Raw genomic sequence first — 25,097 nt, 5'->3', positions numbered from 1 at the left:
CGACGATCTCCGCCACCGCCACCTCGGCGCCACACAACCCGGACCCGACTCCGCCACAGTCGCGAGCCTAGCAAAAGACTACAAACGAAAGCTCGCGGCCTCGTCCAGCTGACCCTCCTGTTGCGCGTCGTTGACGGTGACGACGACGGCGTCATTGGGGTTGACGATGATGTGGTGCGAGAACGGCCCCGCTCGGGGGGTAGTGAGCGGGGCGGGCATGGTGACGGGGTGGTCGTCAGGTTGACGCGGTTGGCATCGCCGGGTTGCGGCCGAGCCTCAGCAGGGCCTTCCTTGGCGAGCACGGCGTGCACCTGCGCCTTGAGCCCCGGACGGATCGCGACCAGCTTCGCTCGGTAGCGCACCAGCTCACGCAGCTCCCGTGTTGCAGGTGGGGCGATCCACGCCTCGGGCAGCCGGTTCATCCGCAGCAGATCCGCCAGGTCTGCGGCGTCACGCACGTCGTTCTAGACGCGACGGTAGCGAAAGCCTCTGACTTCCAACGGGTGTGCCAGGTGTACGTTCGCACCGGCGGCCTGCAGGGCGTCGACCGCCCAATACCAGCCGTAGGTGGCCTCGAGCACCACCTCGGGACGATATCCGGCCAACGCCAATGAGGCCGGGTCGTCGGCGTCGGTCTGCCGTACGATCACCGAGCGTTGCCGATGCAGGTCGATCCCGACGTGCGCCAGGCGAGCAGCGATCGCGTCCCGCACCCGGTGGGCCTGGGACTCGCTGCGGCAGTGCACCACCGCGTCATCGCAGTACCGTTCGAAGGTGATGCTCGGGAATTCCCGGACCATCCATGCGTCGAACGCGTAATGCGTTCCCGTGCCGAGCGCAGACCGGCGGACATCACCCGTCGCCACCACAGATCCAACGGACTCGGAGCCGGTACCGGGTTCGTCGTCCGGCTAGTCGTCCAATCCGGCACCGCCGCGGTAGACGTCGTTGTCGATGCGAGGCAGGATGTGCACATTCTTTCGGTCAGAGGCATCCGGTCCGCTGACTACGTCGCAGTCCCGACGGAGCCCCCGACACCGTGGTCTTGTTGGGCTAGCTTATCGTAGGCGCGGCTTCGGTCGGCGATCGCGAGCATCTCGTCGATGTCGACCAGCTTCACGCGGGGGCGGGGGGTTCCGGCAGCCGATGCCTGCTCGTGCAGGTCGATCATCTGCCAGTCGGAATAGTCCAGGGCGTGTGGCTGCCGCCGTGATAGGAGCGATTCCAACGAGGCGGTGTCACGTGCCGGCGCCGTCAGCCGGCCGGCGTCGTGATCGGCGAAGAGTCCGGAGATTGTTTCTTCCGCGCATTTCTTGTTGGTGCCGATCACGCCCGAGGGGCCCCGCTTGATCCATCCGGTCGTGTAGACGCCGGCCAGTGGGGATCCTCCTGCCGGGTTGACCACCCGGCCTGCCTGGTTGGGAATCAGAGCGCGGACCTCGTCGAACGGTACTCCCTGTACGGGTTCTCCTCGGTAGCCCACCGATCGCAAGACCAGGCCGCAGTCGAGTTCCTCGACCTTCCCGGTGGGGGTTGCCTCTAGGCGGCCCTCGGGAGAGGTGACGAGCTCGTTGCGAGCGATCCTCAGTCCGCGAACCCGGTCCGTGCCCAGAACTTCGACGGGGGAGCTGAGATAGCGCAGTGCTATTCGCCGTCGGTGTCGTGGTACGCGGGTCGCGTACTCCGCGGTGATCGATGCCTTGAACTGCGCGGTGGGGTCGGGGTGGTCACGGAGCCAGGCGGTCGTGTGGGGATCGAGGTCTGCGTCGGCGGGGTCGACGGACACATCGATCCCATGCAGGTGGCCCAGCGCGAGCAGTTCGGGTGTGGTGTAGGCCGCTTGCGCGGGGCCGCGACGTCCGAGTACGGCGACTTCATTGATGCGGCTTTCGGCGAGCGCGGCCAGTGCGTGATCTGCTGCATCGGTTCGGGACAGTGTGTCGACGTCGGTGAGCAGTATCCGGGCGACGTCGAGTGCTACGTTTCCGTTTCCGACGACGACGGCGCGGTCCGCGGAGAGGTCGAAGGTGTAGTCGATGGCGCGGGGATGGCCGTTGTACCAGGCGACGAAGTCGGTTGCGGAGTGGCTGCCCGGGAGGTCTTCCCCGGGGATGTTCAGTCTTCGGTCACGATGGGCCCCCACGGCGTAGATGACGGCATCGTGGTGGTTCAGCAGTTCCTCGTGGGTGATGTCCTTGCCGACCTCGACATTGAGGTGGAAGTGGAATCCGGTTCGGGTGACTGTGTTTTCGAAGGATCGGATGACGTCTTTGGTGTCGGGATGGTCGGGGGCGACCCCGGCGCGCACCAGCCCCCAGGGGGTGGGCAGTCGTTCGAACATGTGGACTTCGACATTGCTGCGGCGGGCCAAGAGTTCCTCGGCCGCGTAGCACGCGGATGGCCCTGATCCGACGATTGCCACCCGAAGAGTTGTCGATGGCGTCGGCTGCGTGTTCGGGTGCTGTCGCTGGGAGACCAGTTGGGAGATCCCGATCTCGGTCTGTGGCCTGCCGGTGATCGTGGAGTTGTGGGCGAAGTAGAGCGCGTTGAGTTCGGCGTATTGGGTGGTGTGCGGTGTGAGTTCGTCGTGCGGGACGATGGCGCCCACGGGGCAGGCCTGGATGCAGGCGCCGCAGTCGACACAGCTGCGTGGATCGATGTAGAGCATCTCGGTCCGGGCGTAGTCCGGTTCGTCCGGTGTTGGGTGAATACAGTTCGCTGGGCAGACTACGACGCACGCGGCATCGTTGCAGCACGATTGGGTAATTACGTGTGCCATTGCGCCGGCCCCCTGGCTCCGAGTCCTGTCATGAACATTGCGCTCCTCTCAGTTCTGGGTCTCAGAACCGTCATTACCTTTGTGGGGCCGATTTTTTCGCGGTCACTGTGACGCGTACTCCGTCGAGGAGCGACATGCCGGACAAGGGGTCCTTCGTCTCGATGTCGTTGGGGATGAGCTTGTTGATGTTGATGCCGCCGTGTTCGATTGCGGTGGACCACCCACCGGAATGGCCCCACCCGTGCGGATAGCTCACCGTTCCGGGGCGTACCTCATCGGTGACGGTGACCGTGACGTCACCGGATCCCACCGATGTGGTGAGTGTGACGGTCTCGCCGGTCTCGATGCCCCGTGTGCGGGCGTCCTTCGGGTGTAGGTACAGCGTCGGTCCCCCGCCGGGCCGGACTTTGCGCGCGTTGTGCATCCACGAGTTGATGCTGCGCAGGTGTCGGCGACTGATCAGCAGGAGGGAGTCGGGGTCGGGCGGTTCCTTGGACAGGAACTGGTCGAGTTGCGCGAGGATGGGTCCGGCGCCGAGGTCGACCGTGTCGCGGGCCCCCTTCGTGTAGGTCGAGATGCGTTGCGCGATCACCCCGACCGGTACGTCACCGCCGAGTTCGACCCCGTGTGGGTGCTCCTTGATGCGGTCGAGGGTCCATCCTTCGGCGGCCCCGCGGTCACCGGTGCGGATCATGGTGTCGATCAGTTCCCAGGGGCTGGGGCCGGGCGCAACATCCATTCGGCGCATCAGTTCACCGAAGATTTCCGTTTCTTCCCGGGTGTCCCCGATTCGCGGGACCACCGGTTCGGTCCACTGAACCCAGGGGCGGGTCATACCGCCGCCGAAGTTCAACAGGACGTCGGCTCGCTCCAGGAACGTCGGTGACGGCAGGATGTAGTCCGCCCGCTCGTTGGACTCGGTGACGTACATGTCGACGGAGACCAACAGGTCGAGCTGGTCGAAGGCTTCTTCGAGGCGGGCTGCGCCGGGAGTCGAGGAGACCGGATTACCCGAGGCCAGAAAGACACCTCTGACCTGACCTTCCCCGGGGGTAAGGATTTCTTCGGCGAGCACCCAGGGCTTGCGGCCGCCGACCTCGGGCAGGCTGCCGACACGCGTGAAGGTCGACGAATAGGAGATTCGGCCGACCTTGGCGTTGATCGCGGGGAAGTCGACGAGACCGCTGCCGAAGACCACCCCTCCTCGCCGGTCCAGGTTGCCGGTGACGACGTTGAGTGCATCGAGCAGATAGTTGGCCAAGGTCGGGAATTCGCCGCGGCACAGTCCCAGCCGGCCATATGCGCAGGCGGATTCGGCCGTGGCGAAGTCGCGGGCGAGCGTCCACACGGTCTCGGCGTCGACCCCGGTGCGGTCCTGGACCGACTCGGGGGTGACGGATTGGACTGCTGCGGCGAGGGTGTCGATACCGATGGCGGAGGCATCGGCACGGGGTGAGACCAGGTTCTCGGCGAAGATGACGTGCAACATCGCGGCCATCAGCAGCGGGTCACTGCTCGGGACGACGGAGACGTGTTCGTAGGTTTCCGCGGTCTGCGTGCGGGCCGGGTCGACCACCACGACGCGGCCGCCGCGGGCCGCGATGTTCGCCAGCTGGCTGCGGGTGCGGCCGCTCGACATCAGGGATCCGTGGCTGACGAGCGGGTTGGCTCCGAAGCAGAGGAAGAAGTCGGTGTAGTCCAGGTCCGGCAGCGGTACTTCGTGGGTGTTGCCGTAGAGGAAATGCGACGCCGCCCACCGCGAGGAGGTGTCCTGCGGTGCGGCACTGTAGGACCCTTTGGAACCGATGCTGTCGATGAACTTCTTCGACCACATGTGCCCCGCCATGCTGAAACCGGCGGGGTTGCCGGAATAGTAGGCGATCGAATTGGGACCGTGGTCGGCGATGAGTGTCTTGACTCGGTCGGCGATGTCGTCGAGGGCCTCGTCCCAGGACACGGGAACGAATCCGCCCTTCCGGTCGCCCCGCAGCGGGGTGGTGACACGTTCGGGATCGTTGGTGACCTTGACCATCAGCGAGCCCTTGGGGCACATCAGCCCCCGCGACGAGGGATGTTCGGGGTCGCCGTGAATGGCCGTCACGCGCCCGTCCTCGACGTCGGCGAGGATGCCGCAGCTGGCCTCGCAGATGCGGCAGTAGCTCGGAACCGTGGTGCGAGTCATGACAGTGGGCTCAGGCGGCGGCGGGCGGGGTCGGCTGGCGTTCCGAGTGCGTGCACCTCGGCCGGGATCGGGTCTGCATACAGGGACTCGATTTCGTGGGTGTACCGCTCGGAGATCGGGCGCCGCCGGAGCTTCATCGTGGGCGTGATCTCTACTCCCCCGGCCTCCCAGAACACGGGCAGGATCCGCAGGCGCTTGATCTGCTCGACCCGCGACAGTCGTGCGTTCGCCGCGGCCACCCCGGCCAAAATGGTCTGCACGAGGTCCGAATCGACGGCGAGCGTGGCCGCGGACGCCTCAGATAGTCCCTTCTTGGCCGCGTAGGCTGCCGCCACGTCGGCGTCCAAGACGATTAGGGCTGTATTGAACGGACGCCCGTCACCGATGGTCACCGCCTCACCGATGAGCGGGCACATCGTTTTCAGGGTGCCCTCGATGTTGGCCGGCGACATATTCTTGCCCGCGGCGTTGATGATCAGTTCCTTCTTGCGATCGACGATCGTCACGTATCCGTCCGCGTCGATGGTCACCACGTCGCCGGTGTACAGCCAGCCGTCGGCGTCGAGTGCTTCGGCGGTGCGCTCGGGGTCGTGGCGATATCCCTGCATGACGATGCCACCGCGGATGAGCATCTCACCGTCGTCGGCGACACGGACCTCGACGCCGGGTAGCGGCTTTCCGATCGTTCCGGACCGGATTCCGTCCGGCGGATTGACCAGGCCGGCGCCGGCGGTTTCGGACATCCCCCAGATCTCGCAGACCTTGATTCCCAGTGCGAGGAAGAAGTTCAGGGTGTCCGGCGCGATCGACGCGCCTCCCGAGATCGCCCACCGCAGTTCCTCGAGGCCCAGCTTCGCACGAACCTTCGAGAGCACAATACGGTCGAGGACGCGCAATTGCAGCTGTTCCAGGGCGCTGAGTGTAGGGCCGCCGCGGCCGGCCTCTACGTTCTTGGCACTGAGCGTGCGGGCCCGGGTGAGCAGTGTGGCCTTGACTCCCTCCGCGTCGGCGAAGCCCAGTTCCAGTGCGGCCTTCAGCTTCTCCCAGACCCGCGGGACGGCGAACCAGAAGGTGGGGCGGGCGTCGGCGAGTGCGGCAGCGAGATTCTTGGGGTCGTCGAGGGTGGTGAGCTGAGTTCCGTGCGCGATCTGCAAATAGTGGGATGCGAGACGGTCCGCGATGTGCGCGGCGGGCAGGAAGGACACGAAGCGGTCGCCGGCCTTGACGTCGAACACGTGGCTGAGGGCCTCGACCTGGCTCAGGATGTTGGCGTGGGTGAGTTCGACCCCTTTGGGGTTGCCGGTGGTGCCCGAGGTGTAGATCAGCGTGGCGACATCGTGCGGTCGCACTGCCTTCCAGGAGGCATCGAAGTCGAAGCCTGGGGCCAACCTTTCCTCGACCAGTTCCAGCGGGAGTGTCCCGTCCACCGGCGCGTCGATGACCACGATGGTCTCGACCGGTCCCCCGGCGGCGCGGATCGTGTCGACGAAGCGGGCCTCGCAGAACACCACCTTGCTTTCGGCGTTCGAGAGCAGGTGCGTGATCTGTTCGGCCGAATTGGTGTTGTAGATCGAAAACGGGCCGGCCCCGAGGTGGAGGATCGCGGTGTCGATCAGGTTGAACTCCGGCCGGTTCCCCATCATCAGGGCGACCGTGTCGCCGTGGCCGACGCCGAGGGACGCCAGACCGGTCGCGATGCGCCGGACGCGGTTCGCGTACTCGCGCCAGGTGATCTGTTGGGTTCCGGCGACCGTCCGCAGTGCGACCGCCTCCGGATCCACCTTCGCCGTGCGCTGGAACTCTTCGCAGAGGGTGCTCGATGGAAGACCCCGACGGCCGACACTTGCCATTTTGTTACTCCTACAATGTTTTTCGCGGTATGTGAATTCAGGCTTTGGGTCGGGCGATGTCGAGCATCGCGTCGACGTCGACCAGCTTGATTCGCGGCCTCTGGTGCTCTCGCGCCGCTGCACGTTCGAACTGGTCGATGGTCTTCCAGTCGGTGTAGTTCAGGACGTTCGGCTGCCTCTCGGCGAGCAGTGCGGCAAGGGCGTCGGTGTCGAGGGTCGGTGCCGGAAGCTGTCCCTGGGCATAGTCTTCGACCAGCGCTCGGACCGTGTCCTTGGCGCAGCGGCTGTTGTTTCCGATCGATCCGGAGGGGCCGCGTTTGATCCAGCCTGCGGTGTAGACGCCCGGGATCGTCGCCCCCGTGGCCGGGTCGACGACCCGGCCGCCGTCGTTGGGGACCGTGCCGGTCGCGTCGTCGAACGGCAGACCGGCGAGCGGGGTGCCCCGGTACCCGATCGACCGGATGACCAGACCGCATTCGATGTCCTCGAACCGGTCGGTCGGGTGGACAGCGACCCCGCCCTCGGGCGATTCGACCAGTTCGTTGCGCTGGACCCGGAGCGCGCGCACGTGGTCCTCACCGACGATCTCTGCCGGCGAGGACAGGAACCGCAGAACAATGCGTTTCGGTGCGCCCGACGGTGGCGCCGCTGCGATCTCGTCGAGCAGCCTGCTCTTGAACGCGGCCGCAGCCGACGGCGTGGTCGTGGCGGTCACGCCGATCGACTCCACGTCGGCAGGGTCGACGACCAGATCGATGCTCTCCGCCGCGGCGAGGCCGAGCAACTCGGGGGTGGTGTACGAAGCCTGTGACGGCCCCCTGCGCCCGAGCACGACGACCTCGGAGATCTTGCTGGCCGCCAACGCCTCGAGGGCGTGGTCGGCGATATCGGTACGGGCAAGATGCCCCAGGCCGGAGGTCAGGATTCTGGCCACATCCAGCGCGACGTTGCCGTTTCCGATCACCACCGCGCGTTCGCAGGACAGATCGAACGACCGCTGCGCACCATCGGGATGCCCGTTGTACCAGCTGACGAAGTCCGAGGCCGGATGACTACCCGGCAGATCCTCACCCGGGATGCCGAGCCGGCGGTCGTGGTGGGCTCCGACCGCGTAGATCACCGCGTGGAAATACGCCAGGAGTTCCTCGTGGGTGAGGTGCTTGCCGATCTCCACGTTGAGGTGAAAATAGGTGCCGCGCCGCGCCCCGATCCGGGCGAAAGCGTCGGTGACGGACTTGGTCTGCTGATGATCCGGTGCCACACCGAACCGCACCAGCCCCCAGGGTGTGGGCAGGCGCTCGAAGAAGTGCACCTCGACGCCAGGGGCCCCGGACCCGAGAACTTCCTCACCGGCGTAGCACGCCGCGGGTCCGGTCCCGATGATAGCTACGCGCAGCGGCGTCGCGTCGGTGACACCGACCACCGGGCGCTGCTGCACCACAGGAGCGCTCGGGTACTCCCGATTCTTGGGATCCTCGAAGTAGTCGGCGTTGATCTCGAGGTACCGCTCGGATCCCTCCTCGAGGTCGTAGTCGGGGACGATCGCATCGATCGGGCAGGCATCGGCACACGCACCACAGTCGATACAGGTGTTCGGATCGATGTAGAGCATCTCGGTGCGTGAGTAGTCGGCCTCGTCGGGCGTGGGGTGGATGCAGTTGACCGGGCATACCGCCACGCACGACGCATCATTGCAGCAGGGTTGGGTGACGACATACGTCATGGATTGTTCCTCTGGGTGACCAGCGGAAGGCATTCCAGGTTCCGGGCCTGGCCGCGCTGGTAGCGCAGCTTCGTGTAGTCCTCGACCTCGAAGGACTTGAACCGGTTGATGATCTCCTCGAGGACGACCTTCATCTCGAGTTTCACGAGGTTCGCGCCGAGGCAACGGTGCGGTCCGCCGCCGAAGGCGACATGGGGGTTCGGGTGCCGGTCGAGCAGGACCTCGTCGGCGCGTTCGAATTTCTCCGAGTCGCGGTTGGCGGGGCCGAATCCGAGCAGGACCTTTTCGTTGTGCGGGATCGGGCAGCCCTGCACCTCGACGTCCTTGGTTGTGGTCCGCGCCATGTATGCGACGGGGCTGACGTAGCGGAGGAACTCGTCGATGGCCGTGCGCATCAGGTCCGGATCCTCCCGCAACCGGGCGTAGTCCTCGGGGTGGTCGGCCAGCCACAGCATCATTCCGCCCATGGCGCCGCTGGAGGTGTCGGTGCCGCCGAGGATGGTAAGGATCAGCATGTGCTGCATGTCCAGGTCGGATAGCGGTTCTCCACCGAAGTCGCCGTCGAGCAGCGCGGAGATGAGGTCGTCGCGGCGGGGTTGTTCGCGTCGTTCGGCGAGCTTTTGTGCGAAGTATCCGTAGAGGGTGGCGCCGGCGGCGGCTCCTCGCTCCGCATCGTCGTAAGCACCGTTGAGCGCGATCATCGCGTCGATCAGTTCCGGCAGATCTTCGTCGGGTATACCGATGATGCGGAGGATGACGTGGCGTGGCAGCTGGCTCGAGAAGTCCGCGACGAAGTCGAACTTCGTGAGATCTTCGATGCTGTCGAGCAATTCCACCGTCATCTCGCGCACCCACGACTCCATGGCTTTGACCGTCTTCGGTGTGAACAACGGATCCATGATCTTGCGGTACATGCGGTGCTCGGGCTCGTCGGTGTCCTCGGGGGGCATCCGGACCGGGTGCCGCGGAACGGTTGTCCCTTCCGCCGACGAGTAGGTCTCGGTGTCGAGCGTTGCGGCCCAGACGTCCTCGTAGCGGCTCAGGAGATGGAACCCTCCGAGTTCGTCGCTGTGGGCGACGGGGCATTCGTTGCGCAGCCGCGTCCAGATGTCGTGCGGGGCCTGGCTGAGTTTGCTTGCGAACGGATTGAGTCGCGCGCCGATGGTGTCGGTGCTCTCGACGTGATCTACGGTGATGTCGCTCATTCCGTATTCCTCCTGGCTAGTGATATCGGTGCGTCCGTGGACGGGCTGGGTCGTGAACGCGTGGGTTCCGTCTCGCTTCTGGGTGCGGCGCACCCGGTAGCGGGTCGGTCGTCGGCGAGGTGGCTATCCGGCTTCGTTGATCGCAAGGACGGTGACGGTGCCCTTGGCGCCATCGACGAGGACCTGGTCTCCGTCGCGGAGTCGACCCGATCCGTCCCCGGTGTTGATGACTGCGGGCAGTCCGAGTTCGCGGGCGATGATGGCTCCGTGGCTGCCGACGCTGCCGATGTCGATGACCACCGCGGCCGCGAGCATGAACAGCGGGGTCCAGCTGGGGTCAGTGGACTCGCACACCAGCACGTCGCCGGGTTCGAGGGCATCCTCGTCCTCCGCGCGGCGGATGATCCGCACGGCGCCTTCGTGGGTCGCGGCGCTGGCGCCGACGCCCGAGATGACGTCACCGACCTGGGCGCGGGCGGAGTTGACGGTGAGCGGTTCGGGCATCCCGACGAAGGTCGTCGGCAGCCGGTAGCCGCGGTACTCCACGGCTCGCGCACTACGGAAAGCCACCAGATCTGTGACGGATTCTCCTGCATCCTGGGCGATTTCGTCCATGTCCAGGAAGAAGACGTCGTCGCGGTCAGCGAGGCGGCCCTCGCGCACCATCTGGTCTCCCAGATCGCGGGCTGCGGCGCGGAATCCGTCGATCGCGGTCAGGAAGGAGGCCTTCCCGAGCTCCGTTTCTCGGACTGCGGTTGCGGTCTCGGCGAGCGCGGCCGCAAGTTCGATTCGCTGCTCGTCGGTGAGTTTCGCTTCGAACTCGGCGACGGCGGCCCGCTGCTTCTTCACAGCTCCCTCCGCGCGGCGCTCCGGGTGCTCGGTGGCGTTGCGTGAGCGCAGTGCCGCGATCGTCGAGGAAAGCAGGTCGGGATTTTCGCGCCAGGAGCGTCCGGCGGGGTTGCCCTCGTTCTCCCCGTGGTAGCCGTGCCGCTCGACGAAGGTCGCCATGTCCAATTCGCCATTCGCCAACGCCCACAGGTCGGCGCCCATGGACAGTTCGGCGACGTCGCCGAACGCGGCAGTCAGTGCGGGGACGATGTCGAGCATGTCGGTGGCGGCGGCGAGCCGATAGATGCTGCTCATCGCCGCGACGATCAGCAACCGTGTCTCGTTGTGGATACCGATGGACCAGACGAACCGATCGAATGCTTCGGTGAGCCGGGCGCGCGGGTCTCCAGCGTCCTCGCGGTGGAGCACTTCCCGGCGCCACCACTCGTTCTGATCGCGCACTATGTCGGCCAGGCGCTGACTGTGCGTGTCACGGACTCGTTCGACGACCTCGGCGACGAGTGCCTGCTGGGCGTCGGTGAGTGAGGTGAAGGGGTCTGCATTCGGATGCAGAGCGCCGGCGAGGCCGAGTTCGAACTCGTCGGCGGTGATTCCGGGGAACCGGTCGACGTAGCGGCGGATCGGTTCGATGTTCATTGCCTGTCGGCCGTAGAAGATGCCGGTCAGGCGGTTGTTCTGGTCGGGGTCGACGTAGACCTCGTCGGGGCCGAGCATTCCGAATCGGTGCCATGTCCCACGCACTGCCAGTTCGTTACCGGGTCCCCACAGACTCCAACACAGCGGTGTCATGACGGCCGGCGCGGCCTCACCGATGTTGGCGGTCGTCCAGTACCGGTTCGGGGTGCTGTTCCCTCGGACGGGGTCGGTGTGGGTCGATTCCGCGGTCGCGGACTGTTCGGTCGTGGTCATGATTGCCCCTGAGTGAGAAGTGAGATGAGAGCACCGCGGTCGAGATAGCCAATGCCTTGTTCGCCGTTGCAGGTCCAGTCGACGAAGAAGTTGGTCAGGAAGTAACGATCGGGTCGGGCGAGGTCGGTGCCCATGCAGAATTCGGCGCCGTCGGCGACGGTGAAGTTCATGCCGTGACGGATCCGGCCGTCGATGACGACCTGCCGGCCGTGAACGTCGAGTTCGACGGTGATCGCGGTGGGTTCGCAGTTGACCGCCGTCAGGTCGGTCCACCGAACCATCGTGGCGTCCTGGGTTCCCGCCGAGTCGAACAGAGCTGCGCGCTGGAAGGCACCGGATTCGTACTCGCCCAGCATGGTGGCGAAGCCCCACCCGGATTCGAAGATGCCGTTGCCCCAGAAGGCACGGCGCAGATGGCTCATGTCCCGGGGGCCGATCGAGTGGTCTCGGTGCCCGATTCCATCGAGAACATGCGTCTCGCCGGCGACCGTGACCGTACCGCGCACGCGGACGGCCTGCTCGTGGTGGAACCGTCCCCAGTCCCCGAACTGGGTGGATCCCTCGGGGATCCACACCGGGTAAGCGGCTTCCAGGTCGAGGTCGATCTGAACCGAATGGTGGTGGTCGTCGGGGGTGAGGCCGGTTGCGCCCTGATCCTGGGACACATCGACCATGCCGCCGAAGAAGGTGAACCGCCACTCGCGGTACGGGGTGATGGTCGCCAGGTGCGCGTTCGGCGAGCCGAATTGCCCGGCGCCCGGCGCCACGATTTTCGTGGAGTGCACGGTGCCGTCGGGCTGGGTGACGGCGATGACGATGTGCCACAGGCGTGGGTCGTCGAGCATCGTGCCCATGTGCCACATCACGCCGAGACCGTCTTTGTCTCGGACGTTCCACTGGATGTTTTCCGCCCAGCGGTCCACTCCGGCGGGAGGTTCGTGCACGAAATCGTCCGCCGGATCGAGTCCGGTTTCGTCGGTGATAGTCATGTCAGCCAATGCCATTCCTTTCAAAAGGTGGCGCGTCTATCCGGTAGCTACCGCTCGTGCTCGGAGTCGGAGCAACTCGGGGAGGGTGTGCTCGGTCGTGCCGGTGGTCGCTTGCGCCCAGCCCAGCAGTTGTTCGAGGTCGGAGTCGTCTCCGACGGCGGGTTCGACGAGTGGGAGGACGCCGCGGTAGACGATGCCGTGGGTGGCGTCGACGGTGACGGTCTGACCGGCCAACTCGACTGCTCCGTCGCCGCAGCCGACGACGCACGGCACATTCAGTTCGCGGCACACGACGGCGGCGTGTGAGGTAGCGCCGCCGAGTTCGGTGACGACTCCGCTGACCAGGGACATGGCCGCGACGTCGTCCGGATCGGTGGTCGGTCGGACAAGGATGACCTGCTCGCCGTTACTCGCACGTTCCTCGGCCTCGTCGACGTCGGTGATCACGACTCCGACCGCGACACCCTGGCACGCCTGCTTGCCGCGGGCGACCTCCTCGGCCGTGCGGAGCACCGTGGGGTCGATGTGTGGTGTCATCACCGACTCGACCAGGTCGGCGTTCACCCGGTCGAGGGCTTCGTCGACGGTGATCAGTCCTTCACGTTGGAGTTGCACCGCGTGACGCACGGTGGCCTCGGCCGACCGTTTGGCGGACCGGGTTTGCAGGAGCCACAACCTGCCGCTCTCGATGGTGAATTCGATGTCCTGGACGTCTCGGCCGGCCTGTTCGAGCTGGCGGGCTGCGGCCATGAGTTCGGCGTAGGCCATGGGCATTTCGTCGGCGAGTTCGTCGAGGGCTCGGGCGTTCGACCGTCCCGAGACGACGTCCTCGCCCTGTCCGTGCAGGAGCCACTCGCCGTAGGGGGTGGCCGCCCCGCTCAACGGGTCGCGGGTGAACAGCACCCCGGTTCCGGAGCGGTCGTCGAGGTTGCCGAAGACCATTGCCTGGACGGTGACAGCGGTGCCGCCGTCGTCGGAAATGCCGCGGTCACGTCGGTACGCGATGGCACGACGGGAATGCCAGGATTCGAGGACGGCGACGATCGCCATCCGCAGCTGCTCCCACGGGTCATCAGGTGGGTACGTTCCCACCACCTTCTCGAACTGCTCGACGAAGCGGCGGCGGGTGTCCGCGGCGTAGCGGCTGTCTCCGGTCTCCTCGGCGAGCGCCTTCTCGACCTGGTCGTTGATTCCGAGGTTGAGGATCGTGTCCATCATCCCGGGCATGCTGATCGCTGCCCCGGACCGCACCGAGACCAGCAACGGGTGGGTTTCGTCGCCGAAGCGTCGGCCGGTGACCGAGGCGAGGGCGGCCATCGCTGCCGGCAACTGATCCCACACGTCGGCGGTCAGCTGACGCTCATCGCGGTAGTACTGCCGGCACACGTCGGTGCCGAGGACGAAGGCGGGTGGCACCGGGATTCCCAGCGACCGCATGCGCTCGATGCTCCATGCCTTGCCGCCGAGCAGGTCCCGGTCCAGTCCGGTGGTGCCGTCCAACATCAGAACGTGGGCGCTCATTGTGCCCTCCCAGCGGCGGCTTCGTCGGCGCGGGTGAGCCCGGCCAGTACGATCAGATCTTCGTGCAGCTCGAACCATGCGGTGTGGTAGCTGTCGATCAGCGGTCGTGCCAGCCAGGAGTGGTCACCGTCGCGGATCTTCGTCAGCGCCGCATCGAAGCGTGCGGGATACATCTTCAGGCGCGGGGCAAGCTCGGTGAGTCGTTCGAGCAGTGGCCGGAAATCGGTGTGGACGCCTTCTAGTCGGCTGATCACCGCGGCGTCGTACGCCGCGTCGGTGTGGTCGTTGGGCTTGTCCTCGCCCACAAGCTGCCAGTCGGTCACCAACTGCTTGAAAGTCGCGTTGACGGAACTGAAGTCGTGATAGGCGGCGGACATCTGCGCCTGATCGACGTCCTCACGCTCGGCGGCGATCAGTTCGGTCAGTTCCACTCGTCCGTCACCGGTGAGCTTGAGTCGTCCGCGCAGGTCCTGGACCAATCCCGCATCGCAGAGCTCGCGCACCACGCTGTCCACAGAGCCGGTCGACAGACCGGTGCTGGCCGCCACGTCCGCGGCAGTCGTGCGTCCGCGTAGGCGCACGAGCTGCAGAATTTGAAGCTTGTCGTTCATTGATCAACCACCTGTGCTGCGTGTCCGGTCGAGCCAGCGGCGGGACCGTGAACCCGAGGATGGGCAAGTTCGTCAGTGCTGCGGTACAACGCCGGTGCGCGGGTGCCGAGAGGGGATTCGTCTGGCTTCGCTACCGACATGCCATTCTCCTGAATTCAATGTGTCGTAGATCTCATCCGTGAACATAACAGAGTCAATGGTATGGAGCAATAAGATACCGATTCTTCCGCGAATTCGATTGGAAGCGTGCGGATTTAGCGCAAAGACAGGTCATCCGCGTGTCACGTTCTCACGCGCCGCGTCGGGCCAACGGGGCCCGAGCGCCAGGGCCGCGCCAGTGGCTACTGTGACCAATTTATCAGCAGGCTGCTGATAAAGGAAGACCTCAGAGGCCACGACCGAAAAACACCGTCTCGACCTGCACGAATAGTCGCGGTCGACTGCTTTGCTCGGCCCTCGCCAGCCGACGCCGATTCGCTCCGCGCGCGCCATTACTGGAACGATGTATACAGGGCGCGGAGCCCTACTGAAACGAGGTGAAACCGTGGCACGGCCGAAGAAACCGCTGATCTCGCGTACACGGGTGATCGAGACGGCACTGATGTTGATCGACCGAGACGGGCTGAAACAGCTGAGCCTCACGCGTCTCGCCGCCGAACTCGGCGTTCACAATTCGTCTGTCTACTACCACTACAGGTACAAGGACGACATCCTCGCCGACGTCCTACGCTTGGTCCTCGACAATTTCGTCGTCGAATCGGATACAGAGATCGACTGGAAGACCTACATCCTCGAATACGCTCCGCGGTTTCTCGACACCCTCAACGCTCACCCACAGGTCGTGCCGCTGCTGGTCGCACAGACGCCGAGAACGTTCGGCCTCGAGTACGAGAACCAAACGGTCAGCATTCTGCTGAAAGCCGGTTTTCCTCTCGAGTACGTCATCGTCATCCGCGAGCACCTCGAAGCGTTGACGGTCGGTGCACTCCAGTACGGCAACAACAACTTGTTCACCGAAGTTCCGGAATCGTTGACGGAACTGCGATCGGCGGTCGAGGCCGCCCGTGCCGTGTCGGCACAGGATCGCTTCCGCCTAGCGTGCAAGGCCTACGTCGCCGGTCTCGAAATCCAGCTTGCGGCGTGGACCGCCGGCGAATCGGAATCGTTCATCTGATCGTCGGAGACCACCACAGTCGCATACGTACCGACACGGAGGGTCGGAGCACTGCGGCGGACGGGCCCTCACGCAGCTGCTTGTGGACGGGTGCGAATCCGGGCCAACGCGGGCTGCCGACGCCGAGGCATTGCCTCATCCGCGGCGCTATATCGACCCGACATCATCATGACGTGCCTTCGATCGCGGGAGTACCGCACAGCTATGGATCTTCGTGTCACAGCACTCCGTGTGTACCGCGCACGAACTGCCAGTCACTCGACACGCGGGAAAAACCGTCACCGCACAACGAGACCGCGCGAGACCCAGCCAGCGGACGCCAGGCAATGGTGGGTAGTGCGTGGAAATCGGGGTCTTCAGTGAGAAAGGTTTTGGCACAGAGCTTTCAGAGTCAGTCCGATCGACTATCGCGAGGCGCCGTGCAGGGAAATCAGGCGAAGATACTCGTCGTACAGCGGTACCAGTTCGGTGTGCTGCCCCTCGGCGGTGAGGTTTTGGAAGCCGACCAGCAGCGCCATTCCCAGCGAGACAATCACATCGGCCTCCTCGTCGCTGTCGACAACTTGGGCGATGACCGATCTGACCGTCTTGCGGCGCGCCGAGTCCACGCGGCGTTGCGTTTCACGCACGGTGGCATCGTTCATTCCCCACGCCCTGATCGCAGCCTCCGCCGCGTGCGGCAGCCCCAGGGTCAATGTGCGCAACGCAGCGAGGTCGTCTTCTGGACCGCCACTGCCGAACGACAGATCCCGCAGAATTCGCTCCTGGCGGTGCTCCCAGTACTCGAGCAGTGCGTCGACGAAACCTTGCCAGCTCCCGAAGTAGTGATAGAACGATCCAGTGGTGACACCCAGGGTCGTGCACATCCGACGGATGTTGAGCCCCTTGAACCCGACCTCGGCGAGGACATCCAATGCCGTCTCGAAGTACTGTTCCTTGCTCACAATGGTGGGCATCAGCCGCCTTGCCCCCGCTCGCTCATCCCCGAACCGACTTGCCCGGTGTCGTTGCACGTCTTATCGTGACGAGACAGCGAACCATCCCGTCACGATCCCAACATACCATAATGTGTGTTGTGGTGACTTCGGCACGCCCGGTGAGTCCCGGGGCACAGCGACAGCATCGACCCACGCTCCCTCGATTAATGATGTTCCCGGGCCGCCCCGAGCACGTCCGGCTATCTCGGTCGGCGGCGCTTTCCCAGCCGGATCGCGGTGTTCACGATCCGATTTCCGGTGGTGCGCACGAGGTGCGCCTGGCCGGTGCTGTCCCAGTCGATGCCCAGGTCTTGGGTGTAGCACGATGCCCCAGCGACCGAAACCGTCGCACCCGCGAAGGTACACAGGGTCGAATAGTGCAGATGGCCGGCCAGGATGGTCCGGAGATCGCCGTCCGCGATCGCCGATTCGAGCGCGTCTTGATTGGTCAGTTCGCCCATTTCCATCAGCGGATCGGGGGTCGGCACGGGAGGGTGGTGCAGGACGAGAATGCTCCCGTGCGGTGCCGGCACGGCCAGAACGGCACTCAGCCAGGCCAGCTGCGAATCGTCGATCTCACCGTGCAGTCGACCCGAGACGTTGCTGTTGACGGCGATGAGGCGTAACCCGTTGACATCATGAACCTCGTCGTCGAACTCGTCGGATGTGGCGCCACCGCCGTGATCACCCATCCCCCAGATCACTTGGATACCCGCACGCTCGGCTGCCCGCTCGACCGCTGACCGAAATGGCTCACGTGGGTGATACCCGACCGGCAGGGTTCCGGTAAGCACCAACGCTTCTGGACGATCGTCGACCTCTTCGACCTCTTCGAGCAGTCGCGCCACTGCGTCACCGCAGTCGATGCGCTCGCCGGAGCCGCCGGTCAGCAGAGACGTGTCACTGATATGCAGTATGCGGTGGTCAGGGGCGTTGGATGAGGACATGGCGACACCTTCACTGTTATACACACGGATCGAATGAGGTTCCCGCGATGAGTGGGTCGAAGATCCGAGCAGGGACGAGTTCCGCTCCGCGAACGGCGGAAAGGTCGGCGAACATGGGGATCGCCGCCAGCTCCGTGGTCCCGCGTCGCGGAGTGGTATCACGCAGCAGCAGCCTCCGTCGCTGCGTGAAGCCAGTGAAACCAACCGTCGACAGGCCCGTCCCACTGGTACGGACGGGGGTCGAAGCCTGCGCGCCCGGCCGCCGAAGCAACCTCGCATGGAAGGGCGATGCTGACGTCGGCAACGAGTCGCTCGTTCGGCCGCGGTGCGGGTGTAGCGATGCGTATCGCCTGCATCGTGGCCCCAAGCGGCGGATTACTCGGCAGACTCCGATGGGTCACAAGGCAGTGAGTCCCCCATCGACAACGAGGGCCGAACCGGTGACGTAGCTCGAGGCCGGGCTGGCGAGGAAGAGCAGAGCCGAGTCGATCTCCGCTTGCGTGCCGGACCGCCCGAGCATGCTGTGGTCGGCCAACATCTTCTCCAAACCGACTGCATTCTCGGTCATCTCACTGCGGAAGAACCCCGGCAGGAGTGCATTGACGCGAACACCGCGACGCAACGACCATTGCTGCGCCAAGTCCCGTGTCAACCCGAGGACACCCGCCTTGCTCGCAGCGTACGCCGCCTGCGGCAGGCGGGGAGCGACCAAACCGAGAACACTCGCCACGTTCACGATCGACGACCCCTCGGGCATAACGCCAACGGCTGCCTGCGCCATCCAGAACGATCCATTGAGATTGACATCGATCACCTTGCGGAAGCCCTCTTCGGTCTCCTTGGAGGCGGGGACCACGTCCGCGATGCCGGCGTTGTTGACCAGGACATCGATCCTGCCGAACTCGTCGACCGTGCGGCTAACCAAAGCCTTGCACTCATCCGGGGAACTGACATCGGTCCGGTGGGACAGCGTCACCCCTCCTGCCTCGCGCAACTGGTTTTCGACATTACTCAGTTTGTCTGTCCGACGAGCAGCAAGCACGACTGTGGCGCCGACTGCCGATAGGGCGCGTGCGAAGCCGACCCCCAGTCCCGAACTTGCTCCCGTCACCACGACAACCTTGCCGTCCAGCCGGAACGCATCCAATGGATTCACTGCCACACCAACTTTCGCGTTTGGTTCGCCGCTCCGCGTGGTATCACCCCACTCGAAGAAAAAGGGCTCAGAGTTCACTTACAATAACACATTGTATGTTATGTTCCTGGGGATGGCCGGCTGGCACGACATCCGGAGACCGCCGGCCCACTCTGCTTCTCCGGCCCCAGACAAGGATGCCCTGTGTCTTCCAACCCTCTCGTCACCGCCGAGTCCGGTGACACTGCTGCAAGCAACGATCTCGTCTACACGGAGATGGCCCGCCCCGGAATACTGCTCGTCCGGCTCGACCGTCCGAACACACTCAATGCCATGAATGCCTCCCTCATCGAGGCACTCCACGCGGTCCTACGCCGAGTCCGCGACGACGCCGACGTGCGGACCATCGTTCTCACCGGCGCCGGTACCACGTTCTGCGCGGGGCTGGACCTGCGCGGCTACGGCACGGTGCCGACCTCCACCGGACCCGAGGGACGACCGCAGGAGGGGATGCGCGCAACCGAGCACATCGCCAACCTGGCGGATGCGCTGCGCCGCGCCCGGCAGCCAGTGATCTGCGCGATCAACGGTCCCGCAGCGGGGGGCGGGATGGCACTGTCACTGCTGTGCGACATCCGGTTGATGAGCGAAGCGGCAACGTTGCACCCGTCCTTCATCAAGCGCGGCCTCAGTAACTGCGACGTCGGATTGAGCTGGATTCTGCCCCGAGCCATCGGGTTCTCTCGATCGGCGGAGATTCTGCTGACCGGTCGGACGATCGCCGCCGACGAAGCGCACCGGATCGGACTCGTCTCACAGGTACTGCCCGCCGAGGACTTGCTGTCCGCCGCGCTGGACCTGGCCGCCACGATCGGTGCCAACAGCCCGTTCGGGGTCTGGATGACCAAACAGGTCATGTGGGACAACCTCGAGACGCCGGGGATCCGAGCGGCCATCGATCTCGAGAATCGGACACAGATCCTGAGCGTGCTGACCACCGATCACCGTGAGGCGGTGTCCGCGTTCCTCGAGAAGCGGTCGCCCGAGTATCGCAATCACTGACGGCCACAGCACGTTCGCCGAATCGACAGGAGAGGAACATCGTCATGAAGGTAGGAATTTCTGCGGGCTATTGGAGTGGGTCACCGCCGCAGGGCATCGCCGAACGCGTCGCCGAGGCCGAAGCGCTCGGGGTGGACAGTCTGTGGACCGCCGAAACGTACGGGTCGGACGCGCTGACCCCGTTAGCCTGGTGGGGTTCCCAAACAACACGATTGCAGCTCGGCACGTCGATTTGCCAGATGTCGGCGCGGACGCCGACGGCGTTAGCGATGGCGGCACAGACTGTCGACCACCTCAGTGGTGGTCGGATGATCGTCGGCATCGGCGCCTCGGGTCCGCAGGTCGTCGAAGGCTGGTACGGGCAGCCGTATCCGCGGCCGCTCGAGCGGACTCGCGAGTACGTCGAGATCATGCGCGCGGTGTGGGCGCGGGAGAACCCCGTCACGTTTCAGGGGCGGCACTATCAGCTGCCGTTCGACGGCGGCAGTGGGCTCGGGAAACCGCTGAAGTCGATCGTGCACCCGCTTCGTGCGGACATTCCGATCTATCTCGGGGCCGAGGGGCCGAAGAACGTGGCGCTGGCGGCGGAGATCGCCGATGGCTGGACGCCGCTGTGGTTCTCCCCCAAGAGCGACGAGTTCTACCGGGCTGCCCTTGCGGAGGGGTTCGCGCGCGCCGGCGCGCGGCGGACGGCGGACGACTTCGAGATCGCGAATACGTGTTGGTTGGTGGAGAACGACGACGTCGAGAAGGCGGCGGCGAAACTGAAGCCGGTGGTCGCCCTGTATGCCGGAGGCATGGGTGCTAAGGGCGCCAACTTTCACAACGACGTTTTCACCCGCATGGGCTGGGGGGAGGCCTGTGCCGAGATCCAGCGGTTGTATCTGGAGGGTCGTTCGGACCTCGCCGCGCAGGCGGTACCGACAGCAATGGTGGAGGATGTCGCACTCGTCGGGCCGGCCGACAAGATCTGCGAGGACATCGTCACACGATGGAAGTCGACCTGCCTGACGACGATCGTGTTGGCGGGATGGCCGCGCCCGGATACCCGTGCGCGCATCGTGGAAGCGATTCGCGCGTAATTGGAGTAGACCGCGTCCGGGCCGTTCCGGTTCCAGTCGGTGCGGGACCGGGACGGCCCACCGATCTATCGTCACAACGAAACCCGCTCGTGTGCAACGAGCGGGACGTCCCCCGATCGGCTCTCCGGGACTCAACCAGGCCCGCAGGGCCCGCGCGGCCCCGCCCGGGTGCTCTCCGCGCCCTCTTTACCGAACCCGCACGACGGGGTGGGTGGTCGGCACTTCTGCTCGGCGGTGTCGCCGGAGATCGGCCACGGCGCAGTGATGTTTACGGAACGGGTTGCGCCCGCTTGGCTTCTCTCGCGTGCGCGAAGTCGAGGGCGGCGGTCCACGGCGTCGCCTTCATGATCAGGCCGCGGTACTTCATGATGTCGGCCTGGCGGTTGAGGGCGAGCGCACCGATCAGGCTGTCACCACCGCGATAGAGAGCAACGAATCTGCCGCTGCCGACGTCGCCGATGACCTCGATCTCGTCGGCATCCGGGACACCGACGAACTGGATCCGCGTGTCGTACCAGTCCGACCAGAAATACGGGACGGTCGAGTACGGGGTGGCCGCGTCCGGATCGAGAGCGTTTCGGGCGGCCAGTGCTCCTTGTTCGGCGGCGCTCGTCCAGTGTTCGAGACGCATGGTGCGGTCGAACAGCGGGTTGTGCCAACGGCATACGTCTCCCGCCGCGTAGACGCCGGGTGCACCGGTCCACAAGGTGCTGTCGCAGACGATGCCGTTGTCGAGCTGCAACCCTGAGCCGTCGAGCCAGTCGGTCGCCGGAGCCGCTCCGACACCGACCACGACCAGGTCGGCGGGCAGTACCGTGCCGTCGGAGAGCCGCACCCGTTCGACGGCGGTCTCCCCCTCGATGGCCTCGACGGCGACGCCGCATCGCAGGTCGGTCCCGTTCGCCGTGTGCAGTGCCGAACACGCCACACCCATCTGTTCACCGATTGCTCGGACCAGCGGTGTCGGCAGCGCCTCGACCACAGTCACGTCGAGTCCGCGCTTGCGGGCCCCCGAGGCAACTTCCGATCCGATGAAGCCGGCGCCGATCACCACGGTGCGCGCACCGGCGTCCAGTGCGGACCGGACCGCCCTGGCGTCGTCGAGCGTGCGGAGGGTATGCACGCCCGCCAGTGCCTCGGTGCCGGGGAGCGTGCGGGCGCGGGCACCGGTCGCGAGCACGAGGGCGTCGTAGCCGACGTGGGTGCCGTCGACGGCGACGGTGCGTTGGTCGGTGTCGAGACCCGTTGCGTGCGCGCCGAGGATCAGGTCGACATCCAGCTCCTGCAGCCCGGCGAGGTCGCGGTAGGCGAGCTCGGACTGCCGGTCGGTGTCGGTGTCGAGGAATGCCTTCGACAGCGGCGGCCGATCGTAGGGAAGGTGATCCTCGGCGCCGATCAGGGTGATCGATCCGGTGAATCCGGTCTTCCGTGCCGCTTCTGCCGCTCGCAGGCCCGCAAGCGACGCCCCGACGACGACCAGACGCGGGGTCATCGGATCAGCCGCAGCGCGGCCGTGGGGCAGCCCTCGACGGCCTGCTCGACCTCCGCCAACTGGCCGTCGGTGATCTCCTCGGTCAGCAGGACCAGATCACCGTCGTCGTTGACCTCGAAGACCTCGGGGGCGATGGACTCGCAGATCCCCAATCCCGTGCATTTCGTTCGATCCAACTCGATCTTCATGCGATCACCATAACAGAGGATATGGTATGTTGGAACCCAATTTGGAATACGAGATCACAGGAGGCGTCCGATGGCGGATTCTCGCGGGGCCGCGATCGCCGGGCTCGGCATTACCGAGGTGGGCAAGGTGTTCGGTCGCAGCGCAACAGATTTCGCGGCCGATGCGGTCCGCCGGGCCGCCACCGATGCCGGTCTACACCTGTCCGACATCGACGGACTGCTCATCAACAGCGGACTCAAACGTGATGTGTCGATCACCCTGCAGAACGTCCTCGGCCTCCGTGACCTCCGGCTCCTGACGGAGATGAATGCGTACGGTGCCTCGGCCGGCGCGATGGTGTCCTGCGCGGCGGCGGCGGTCACCAGTGGCATGGCCGAGGCCGTGGCGTGCGTGTTCGCCGATGCGCCGCTGAAGCCGAAAGTATCCGCCGGCGCCGCCTACACCGGCCGCAGCGCCAAGCCGATCGTCGGCCTGCCCAGCTATCTCGTCGCCAGTGGCATTACGAACGCCAACGCCAAATACGCGTTCGCCACCCGCCGCCACATGGAGACCTACGGCACCACCTCCGAACAGCTCGGCGAGATCGCGGTCGCCCAGCGCGCATGGGCTGTGCACAACCCGCTCGCCCAGATGCGCACCCCGATCACCCTGGACGACCATCAGAGGTCACGCTGGATCGCAGAACCGCTGCGGCTGCTGGACTGCTGCCTTGTCTCCAACGGCGGTGCGGCGGTGATCGTCACCACCGCGGAGCGCGCGAAAGACCTGGCGCAACCACCGGTACACGTGCTCGGGTGGGGACAGGGACATCCAGGGCAGGTCGCCGAACACGGTTCGAATTTCGGACTGCGCACCGGCGCGGCGATCTCCGGACCCACCGCACTACGCATGGCGGGGGTGACGGTCGAGGACATCGACCTACTCGAGCTGTACGACTGCTACACGTTCACCGTTCTCGTGACACTCGAAGACTACGGCTTCTGCGCCAAGGGTGAGGGTGGCAAGTTCGTCGCGAACGGGCGCACCGGACCTGGCGGCGAACTGCCCGTCAACACCGGCGGCGGACAGCTTTCCTCGTACTACCTGTGGGGAATGACTCCGCTCACCGAGGCGGTCATCCAGGCCCGCGGTCAGGGCGGCGGCCGCCAGGTCGACCACCACGACGTGATCATGGTCAGCGGCAACGGCGGCATCCTCGATCACCACTCGACGTTGATTCTCAGTCCCCGCTGATCGAAAGGTCCAGTCATGACAACCGATCTCGCTGAAGTATCCGGTCCAGCCGTCCTGCGTGACCCCCGCAGCGGCGAGTTCTTCGATGCCGCGGCCGCCGATCAACTCGCGATCCGGCGCTGCACCCACTGCCACCACGCGCTCAGCCCCGAGGCTCGCACCTGCACCGCCTGCGGCAGCTCGGATCTGAGCTGGGACACTGCGACGGGAACGGCGACTCTGGTGTCGTGGGCCGTGGTGCACCATCCGCCGCATCCGGCCTTCGCCGAGCAAGTTCCCTTCCCCATCGGGCTGCTGGAATTACAAGAGGGGCCGTGGATCAACGCACGTATCGTCGGAACCAACCCGGGCGAGTTGCGCGCCGGGCTACCCCTGCGTGTGGCATTCATTCATCCCGAGTCCGGTGACTCGTACCCGGTGTTCCGGGTGCAATCCCCGGCCGACTAGTTGTATGGCTGCGCACTGCACCCTTGCCGGGCCGCTCCTGTTACGGCAGGTCGAGCGGCGGCGACCCTCACAGTCCCGAGGTCATCGCCCCAACGCATTTCCCATAGGAGGTCTCATGACTGAGGTGGATGTCGATGAATGATCCGATCCTGCTCACCGAGCAACGGGCCGGTGTCCGGATCCTCACCCTGAATCGGCCGGGGTCACGCAATGCGCTGAACACCGCTTTGCTCGAAATGCTGCGAAGCGAACTGACCGCCGCCGACCACGACAACGGCACCGATGTCGTGATCCTGACCGGGACCGACCCTGCAGGAACTCGGTGACACCGGCGCCAATGCTGGATCACCGGATGACATCCCGGTCGGACATCCATGGCTTCCACTGTCCAAACCGGTAATCGACGCCGTCAACGGTGCCGCGGTCACTGGGGGCTCGAACTCGCGCTAGCCTGTGATTTCCTCATCGCGTCCGAGCGCGCGAGGTTTGCCGATACCCACGCCCGGGTCGGGGTCGTGCCCAGCGGGGGCCTCACTGCACGACTCCCCTTGGCTGTCGGCCGAGGTTTCGCACGCAGGATGAGGCTGTCGTGTGACTTCGTGGGCGCCGCCGAGGCTCTGCGCGTGGGCCTGGTGACACAGGTGGTTAAGAGCGTGTCTCATGTGGATGAAGTGACGTGTGGGACATAATGTGACGCGTGGTAGATGAGTTGTCACTGAGGCTGGTTCCGGATGCGTTGTG

23 protein-coding genes and 1 pseudogene are annotated in these 25,097 nt (G+C 65.4%); 7 read left to right on the top strand and 17 right to left on the bottom strand.

Annotated elements, in window-relative coordinates; genetic code table 11:
* Window positions 1-78: 78 nt before the first annotated feature.
* The 12 genes and pseudogenes from ACFTZB_RS21525 to ACFTZB_RS21470 form a co-directional block, all read right to left on the bottom strand.
* Complete coding sequence (locus ACFTZB_RS21525; RefSeq protein ID WP_378433959.1) at window positions 79-219, bottom strand: hypothetical protein; 141 nt, start codon at window positions 217-219, stop codon at window positions 79-81.
* An 83-nt stretch (window positions 220-302) separates the two neighbouring features.
* Window positions 303-458: pseudogene (locus ACFTZB_RS21520) on the bottom strand (IS110 family transposase); the annotation flags it as partial.
* 6 nt (window positions 459-464) lie between these two features.
* Window positions 465-866 carry a hypothetical protein gene (locus tag ACFTZB_RS21515; RefSeq protein WP_378433957.1) on the bottom strand — a complete coding sequence of 134 codons (402 nt, stop codon included), beginning with the start codon at window positions 864-866 and terminating at the stop codon, window positions 465-467.
* A gap of 140 nt (window positions 867-1,006) precedes the next feature.
* The gene (locus tag ACFTZB_RS21510; protein ID WP_378433956.1) at window positions 1,007-2,779 is read right to left on the bottom strand and encodes an FAD-dependent oxidoreductase; all 1,773 of its coding nucleotides are present in this window, start codon (window positions 2,777-2,779) and stop codon (window positions 1,007-1,009) included.
* Window positions 2,780-2,852: 73 nt separating this feature from the next.
* On the bottom strand, window positions 2,853-4,961 hold the full coding sequence (locus tag ACFTZB_RS21505; RefSeq protein WP_378433955.1) for a molybdopterin-dependent oxidoreductase: 2,109 nt from the start codon (window positions 4,959-4,961) through the stop codon (window positions 2,853-2,855).
* The gene (locus ACFTZB_RS21500; RefSeq protein ID WP_378433954.1) at window positions 4,958-6,811 is read right to left on the bottom strand and encodes an AMP-binding protein; all 1,854 of its coding nucleotides are present in this window, start codon (window positions 6,809-6,811) and stop codon (window positions 4,958-4,960) included. The genes ACFTZB_RS21505 and ACFTZB_RS21500 overlap by 4 nt, the downstream gene beginning before the upstream one ends.
* 37 nt (window positions 6,812-6,848) lie before the next feature.
* Window positions 6,849-8,534 (bottom strand): 4Fe-4S binding protein, encoded by a 1,686-nt coding sequence (locus tag ACFTZB_RS21495; RefSeq protein ID WP_378433953.1) that lies wholly within the window; start codon window positions 8,532-8,534, stop codon window positions 6,849-6,851.
* On the bottom strand, window positions 8,531-9,739 hold the full coding sequence (locus ACFTZB_RS21490; RefSeq protein WP_378433952.1) for a cytochrome P450: 1,209 nt from the start codon (window positions 9,737-9,739) through the stop codon (window positions 8,531-8,533). The genes ACFTZB_RS21495 and ACFTZB_RS21490 overlap by 4 nt, the downstream gene beginning before the upstream one ends.
* 123 nt (window positions 9,740-9,862) lie before the next feature.
* Entirely contained in the window at window positions 9,863-11,497 is a 1,635-nt protein-coding gene (locus tag ACFTZB_RS21485; protein ID WP_378433951.1) for a PEP-utilizing enzyme, read from the bottom strand.
* A complete protein-coding gene (locus ACFTZB_RS21480) occupies window positions 11,494-12,495 on the bottom strand; it encodes a hypothetical protein (RefSeq protein ID WP_378433950.1) in 1,002 nt (333 codons plus the stop codon). Before ACFTZB_RS21480 ends, ACFTZB_RS21485 begins: the two co-directional genes overlap by 4 nt.
* A 27-nt stretch (window positions 12,496-12,522) precedes the next feature.
* Window positions 12,523-14,007, bottom strand: a complete 1,485-nt coding sequence (locus ACFTZB_RS21475; RefSeq protein ID WP_378433949.1) for a pyruvate, phosphate dikinase — start codon at window positions 14,005-14,007, stop codon at window positions 12,523-12,525.
* Window positions 14,004-14,618: a winged helix-turn-helix domain-containing protein gene (locus ACFTZB_RS21470; protein WP_378433948.1), complete on the bottom strand. Its 615-nt coding sequence runs from the start codon at window positions 14,616-14,618 to the stop codon at window positions 14,004-14,006. The genes ACFTZB_RS21475 and ACFTZB_RS21470 overlap by 4 nt, the downstream gene beginning before the upstream one ends.
* Before the next feature lie 544 nt (window positions 14,619-15,162).
* On the opposite strand from ACFTZB_RS21470, the gene ACFTZB_RS21465 reads away from it, so the two are divergent.
* On the top strand, window positions 15,163-15,792 hold the full coding sequence (locus ACFTZB_RS21465) for a TetR/AcrR family transcriptional regulator (RefSeq protein ID WP_378433947.1): 630 nt from the start codon (window positions 15,163-15,165) through the stop codon (window positions 15,790-15,792).
* 404 nt (window positions 15,793-16,196) lie between these two features.
* Here ACFTZB_RS21465 and ACFTZB_RS21460 read toward each other — a convergent pair whose 3' ends face one another.
* From ACFTZB_RS21460 to ACFTZB_RS21450, 3 genes are all read right to left on the bottom strand, one after another.
* Entirely contained in the window at window positions 16,197-16,748 is a 552-nt protein-coding gene (locus ACFTZB_RS21460) for a TetR/AcrR family transcriptional regulator (RefSeq protein ID WP_378433946.1), read from the bottom strand.
* A 221-nt stretch (window positions 16,749-16,969) separates the two neighbouring features.
* Complete coding sequence (locus ACFTZB_RS21455; RefSeq protein WP_378433945.1) at window positions 16,970-17,716, bottom strand: metallophosphoesterase; 747 nt, start codon at window positions 17,714-17,716, stop codon at window positions 16,970-16,972.
* Window positions 17,717-18,113: 397 nt separating this feature from the next.
* Window positions 18,114-18,950: an SDR family NAD(P)-dependent oxidoreductase gene (locus ACFTZB_RS21450; protein ID WP_378433944.1), complete on the bottom strand. Its 837-nt coding sequence runs from the start codon at window positions 18,948-18,950 to the stop codon at window positions 18,114-18,116.
* Window positions 18,951-19,127: 177 nt separating this feature from the next.
* On the opposite strand from ACFTZB_RS21450, the gene ACFTZB_RS21445 reads away from it, so the two are divergent.
* A complete protein-coding gene (locus tag ACFTZB_RS21445; protein ID WP_378433958.1) occupies window positions 19,128-19,913 on the top strand; it encodes an enoyl-CoA hydratase/isomerase family protein in 786 nt (261 codons plus the stop codon).
* A 44-nt stretch (window positions 19,914-19,957) separates the two neighbouring features.
* The gene (locus tag ACFTZB_RS21440) at window positions 19,958-20,995 is read left to right on the top strand and encodes an LLM class F420-dependent oxidoreductase (protein ID WP_378433943.1); all 1,038 of its coding nucleotides are present in this window, start codon (window positions 19,958-19,960) and stop codon (window positions 20,993-20,995) included.
* Between the two features lie 268 nt (window positions 20,996-21,263).
* On the opposite strand, the gene ACFTZB_RS21435 is transcribed toward ACFTZB_RS21440, so the two are convergent.
* On the bottom strand, window positions 21,264-22,487 hold the full coding sequence (locus ACFTZB_RS21435; RefSeq protein ID WP_378433942.1) for an NAD(P)/FAD-dependent oxidoreductase: 1,224 nt from the start codon (window positions 22,485-22,487) through the stop codon (window positions 21,264-21,266).
* Window positions 22,484-22,675: a ferredoxin gene (locus tag ACFTZB_RS21430; protein ID WP_378433941.1), complete on the bottom strand. Its 192-nt coding sequence runs from the start codon at window positions 22,673-22,675 to the stop codon at window positions 22,484-22,486. Before ACFTZB_RS21430 ends, ACFTZB_RS21435 begins: the two co-directional genes overlap by 4 nt.
* A 70-nt stretch (window positions 22,676-22,745) precedes the next feature.
* On the opposite strand from ACFTZB_RS21430, the gene ACFTZB_RS21425 reads away from it, so the two are divergent.
* The 4 genes from ACFTZB_RS21425 (at window position 22,746) to ACFTZB_RS21410 (ending at window position 25,045) form a co-directional block, all read left to right on the top strand.
* The gene (locus ACFTZB_RS21425) at window positions 22,746-23,909 is read left to right on the top strand and encodes a thiolase family protein (RefSeq protein WP_378433940.1); all 1,164 of its coding nucleotides are present in this window, start codon (window positions 22,746-22,748) and stop codon (window positions 23,907-23,909) included.
* A gap of 15 nt (window positions 23,910-23,924) precedes the next feature.
* Window positions 23,925-24,356 carry a Zn-ribbon domain-containing OB-fold protein gene (locus tag ACFTZB_RS21420; RefSeq protein ID WP_378433939.1) on the top strand — a complete coding sequence of 144 codons (432 nt, stop codon included), beginning with the start codon at window positions 23,925-23,927 and terminating at the stop codon, window positions 24,354-24,356.
* 134 nt (window positions 24,357-24,490) lie between these two features.
* Entirely contained in the window at window positions 24,491-24,682 is a 192-nt protein-coding gene (locus ACFTZB_RS21415) for an enoyl-CoA hydratase-related protein (protein ID WP_378433938.1), read from the top strand.
* A gap of 48 nt (window positions 24,683-24,730) precedes the next feature.
* Window positions 24,731-25,045, top strand: a complete 315-nt coding sequence (locus ACFTZB_RS21410; protein ID WP_378433937.1) for an enoyl-CoA hydratase-related protein — start codon at window positions 24,731-24,733, stop codon at window positions 25,043-25,045.
* The last annotated feature ends 52 nt before the right edge of the window (window positions 25,046-25,097 follow it).

Origin of the sequence: Rhodococcus sp. NPDC057014 (assembly GCF_042673295.1) — a bacterium.
Classification (GTDB): domain Bacteria; phylum Actinomycetota; class Actinomycetes; order Mycobacteriales; family Mycobacteriaceae; genus Rhodococcus_F.
This window is presented reverse-complemented; position numbering and strand designations above follow the sequence as displayed.

What these genes read in the sequence shown, in the direction of transcription:
- ACFTZB_RS21455 (WP_378433945.1), bottom strand. Translation starts at nt 17,716, where the DNA reads ATGTCCTCATCCAACGCCCCTGACCACCGCATACTGCATATCAGTGAC.
- ACFTZB_RS21430 (WP_378433941.1), bottom strand. Translation starts at nt 22,675, where the DNA reads ATGAAGATCGAGTTGGATCGAACGAAATGCACGGGATTGGGGATCTGC.
- ACFTZB_RS21440 (WP_378433943.1), top strand. Translation starts at nt 19,958, where the DNA reads ATGAAGGTAGGAATTTCTGCGGGCTATTGGAGTGGGTCACCGCCGCAG.
- ACFTZB_RS21495 (WP_378433953.1), bottom strand. Translation starts at nt 8,534, where the DNA reads ATGACGTATGTCGTCACCCAACCCTGCTGCAATGATGCGTCGTGCGTG.
- ACFTZB_RS21415 (WP_378433938.1), top strand. Translation starts at nt 24,491, where the DNA reads ATGAATGATCCGATCCTGCTCACCGAGCAACGGGCCGGTGTCCGGATC.
- ACFTZB_RS21500 (WP_378433954.1), bottom strand. Translation starts at nt 6,811, where the DNA reads ATGGCAAGTGTCGGCCGTCGGGGTCTTCCATCGAGCACCCTCTGCGAA.
- ACFTZB_RS21425 (WP_378433940.1), top strand. Translation starts at nt 22,746, where the DNA reads ATGGCGGATTCTCGCGGGGCCGCGATCGCCGGGCTCGGCATTACCGAG.
- ACFTZB_RS21460 (WP_378433946.1), bottom strand. Translation starts at nt 16,748, where the DNA reads ATGCCCACCATTGTGAGCAAGGAACAGTACTTCGAGACGGCATTGGAT.
- ACFTZB_RS21410 (WP_378433937.1), top strand. Translation starts at nt 24,731, where the DNA reads ATGGCTTCCACTGTCCAAACCGGTAATCGACGCCGTCAACGGTGCCGC.
- ACFTZB_RS21470 (WP_378433948.1), bottom strand. Translation starts at nt 14,618, where the DNA reads ATGAACGACAAGCTTCAAATTCTGCAGCTCGTGCGCCTACGCGGACGC.
- ACFTZB_RS21510 (WP_378433956.1), bottom strand. Translation starts at nt 2,779, where the DNA reads ATGGCACACGTAATTACCCAATCGTGCTGCAACGATGCCGCGTGCGTC.
- ACFTZB_RS21525 (WP_378433959.1), bottom strand. Translation starts at nt 219, where the DNA reads ATGCCCGCCCCGCTCACTACCCCCCGAGCGGGGCCGTTCTCGCACCAC.
- ACFTZB_RS21435 (WP_378433942.1), bottom strand. Translation starts at nt 22,487, where the DNA reads ATGACCCCGCGTCTGGTCGTCGTCGGGGCGTCGCTTGCGGGCCTGCGA.
- ACFTZB_RS21505 (WP_378433955.1), bottom strand. Translation starts at nt 4,961, where the DNA reads ATGACTCGCACCACGGTTCCGAGCTACTGCCGCATCTGCGAGGCCAGC.
- ACFTZB_RS21445 (WP_378433958.1), top strand. Translation starts at nt 19,128, where the DNA reads ATGGCCCGCCCCGGAATACTGCTCGTCCGGCTCGACCGTCCGAACACA.
- ACFTZB_RS21420 (WP_378433939.1), top strand. Translation starts at nt 23,925, where the DNA reads ATGACAACCGATCTCGCTGAAGTATCCGGTCCAGCCGTCCTGCGTGAC.
- ACFTZB_RS21485 (WP_378433951.1), bottom strand. Translation starts at nt 11,497, where the DNA reads ATGACCACGACCGAACAGTCCGCGACCGCGGAATCGACCCACACCGAC.
- ACFTZB_RS21490 (WP_378433952.1), bottom strand. Translation starts at nt 9,739, where the DNA reads ATGAGCGACATCACCGTAGATCACGTCGAGAGCACCGACACCATCGGC.
- ACFTZB_RS21475 (WP_378433949.1), bottom strand. Translation starts at nt 14,007, where the DNA reads ATGAGCGCCCACGTTCTGATGTTGGACGGCACCACCGGACTGGACCGG.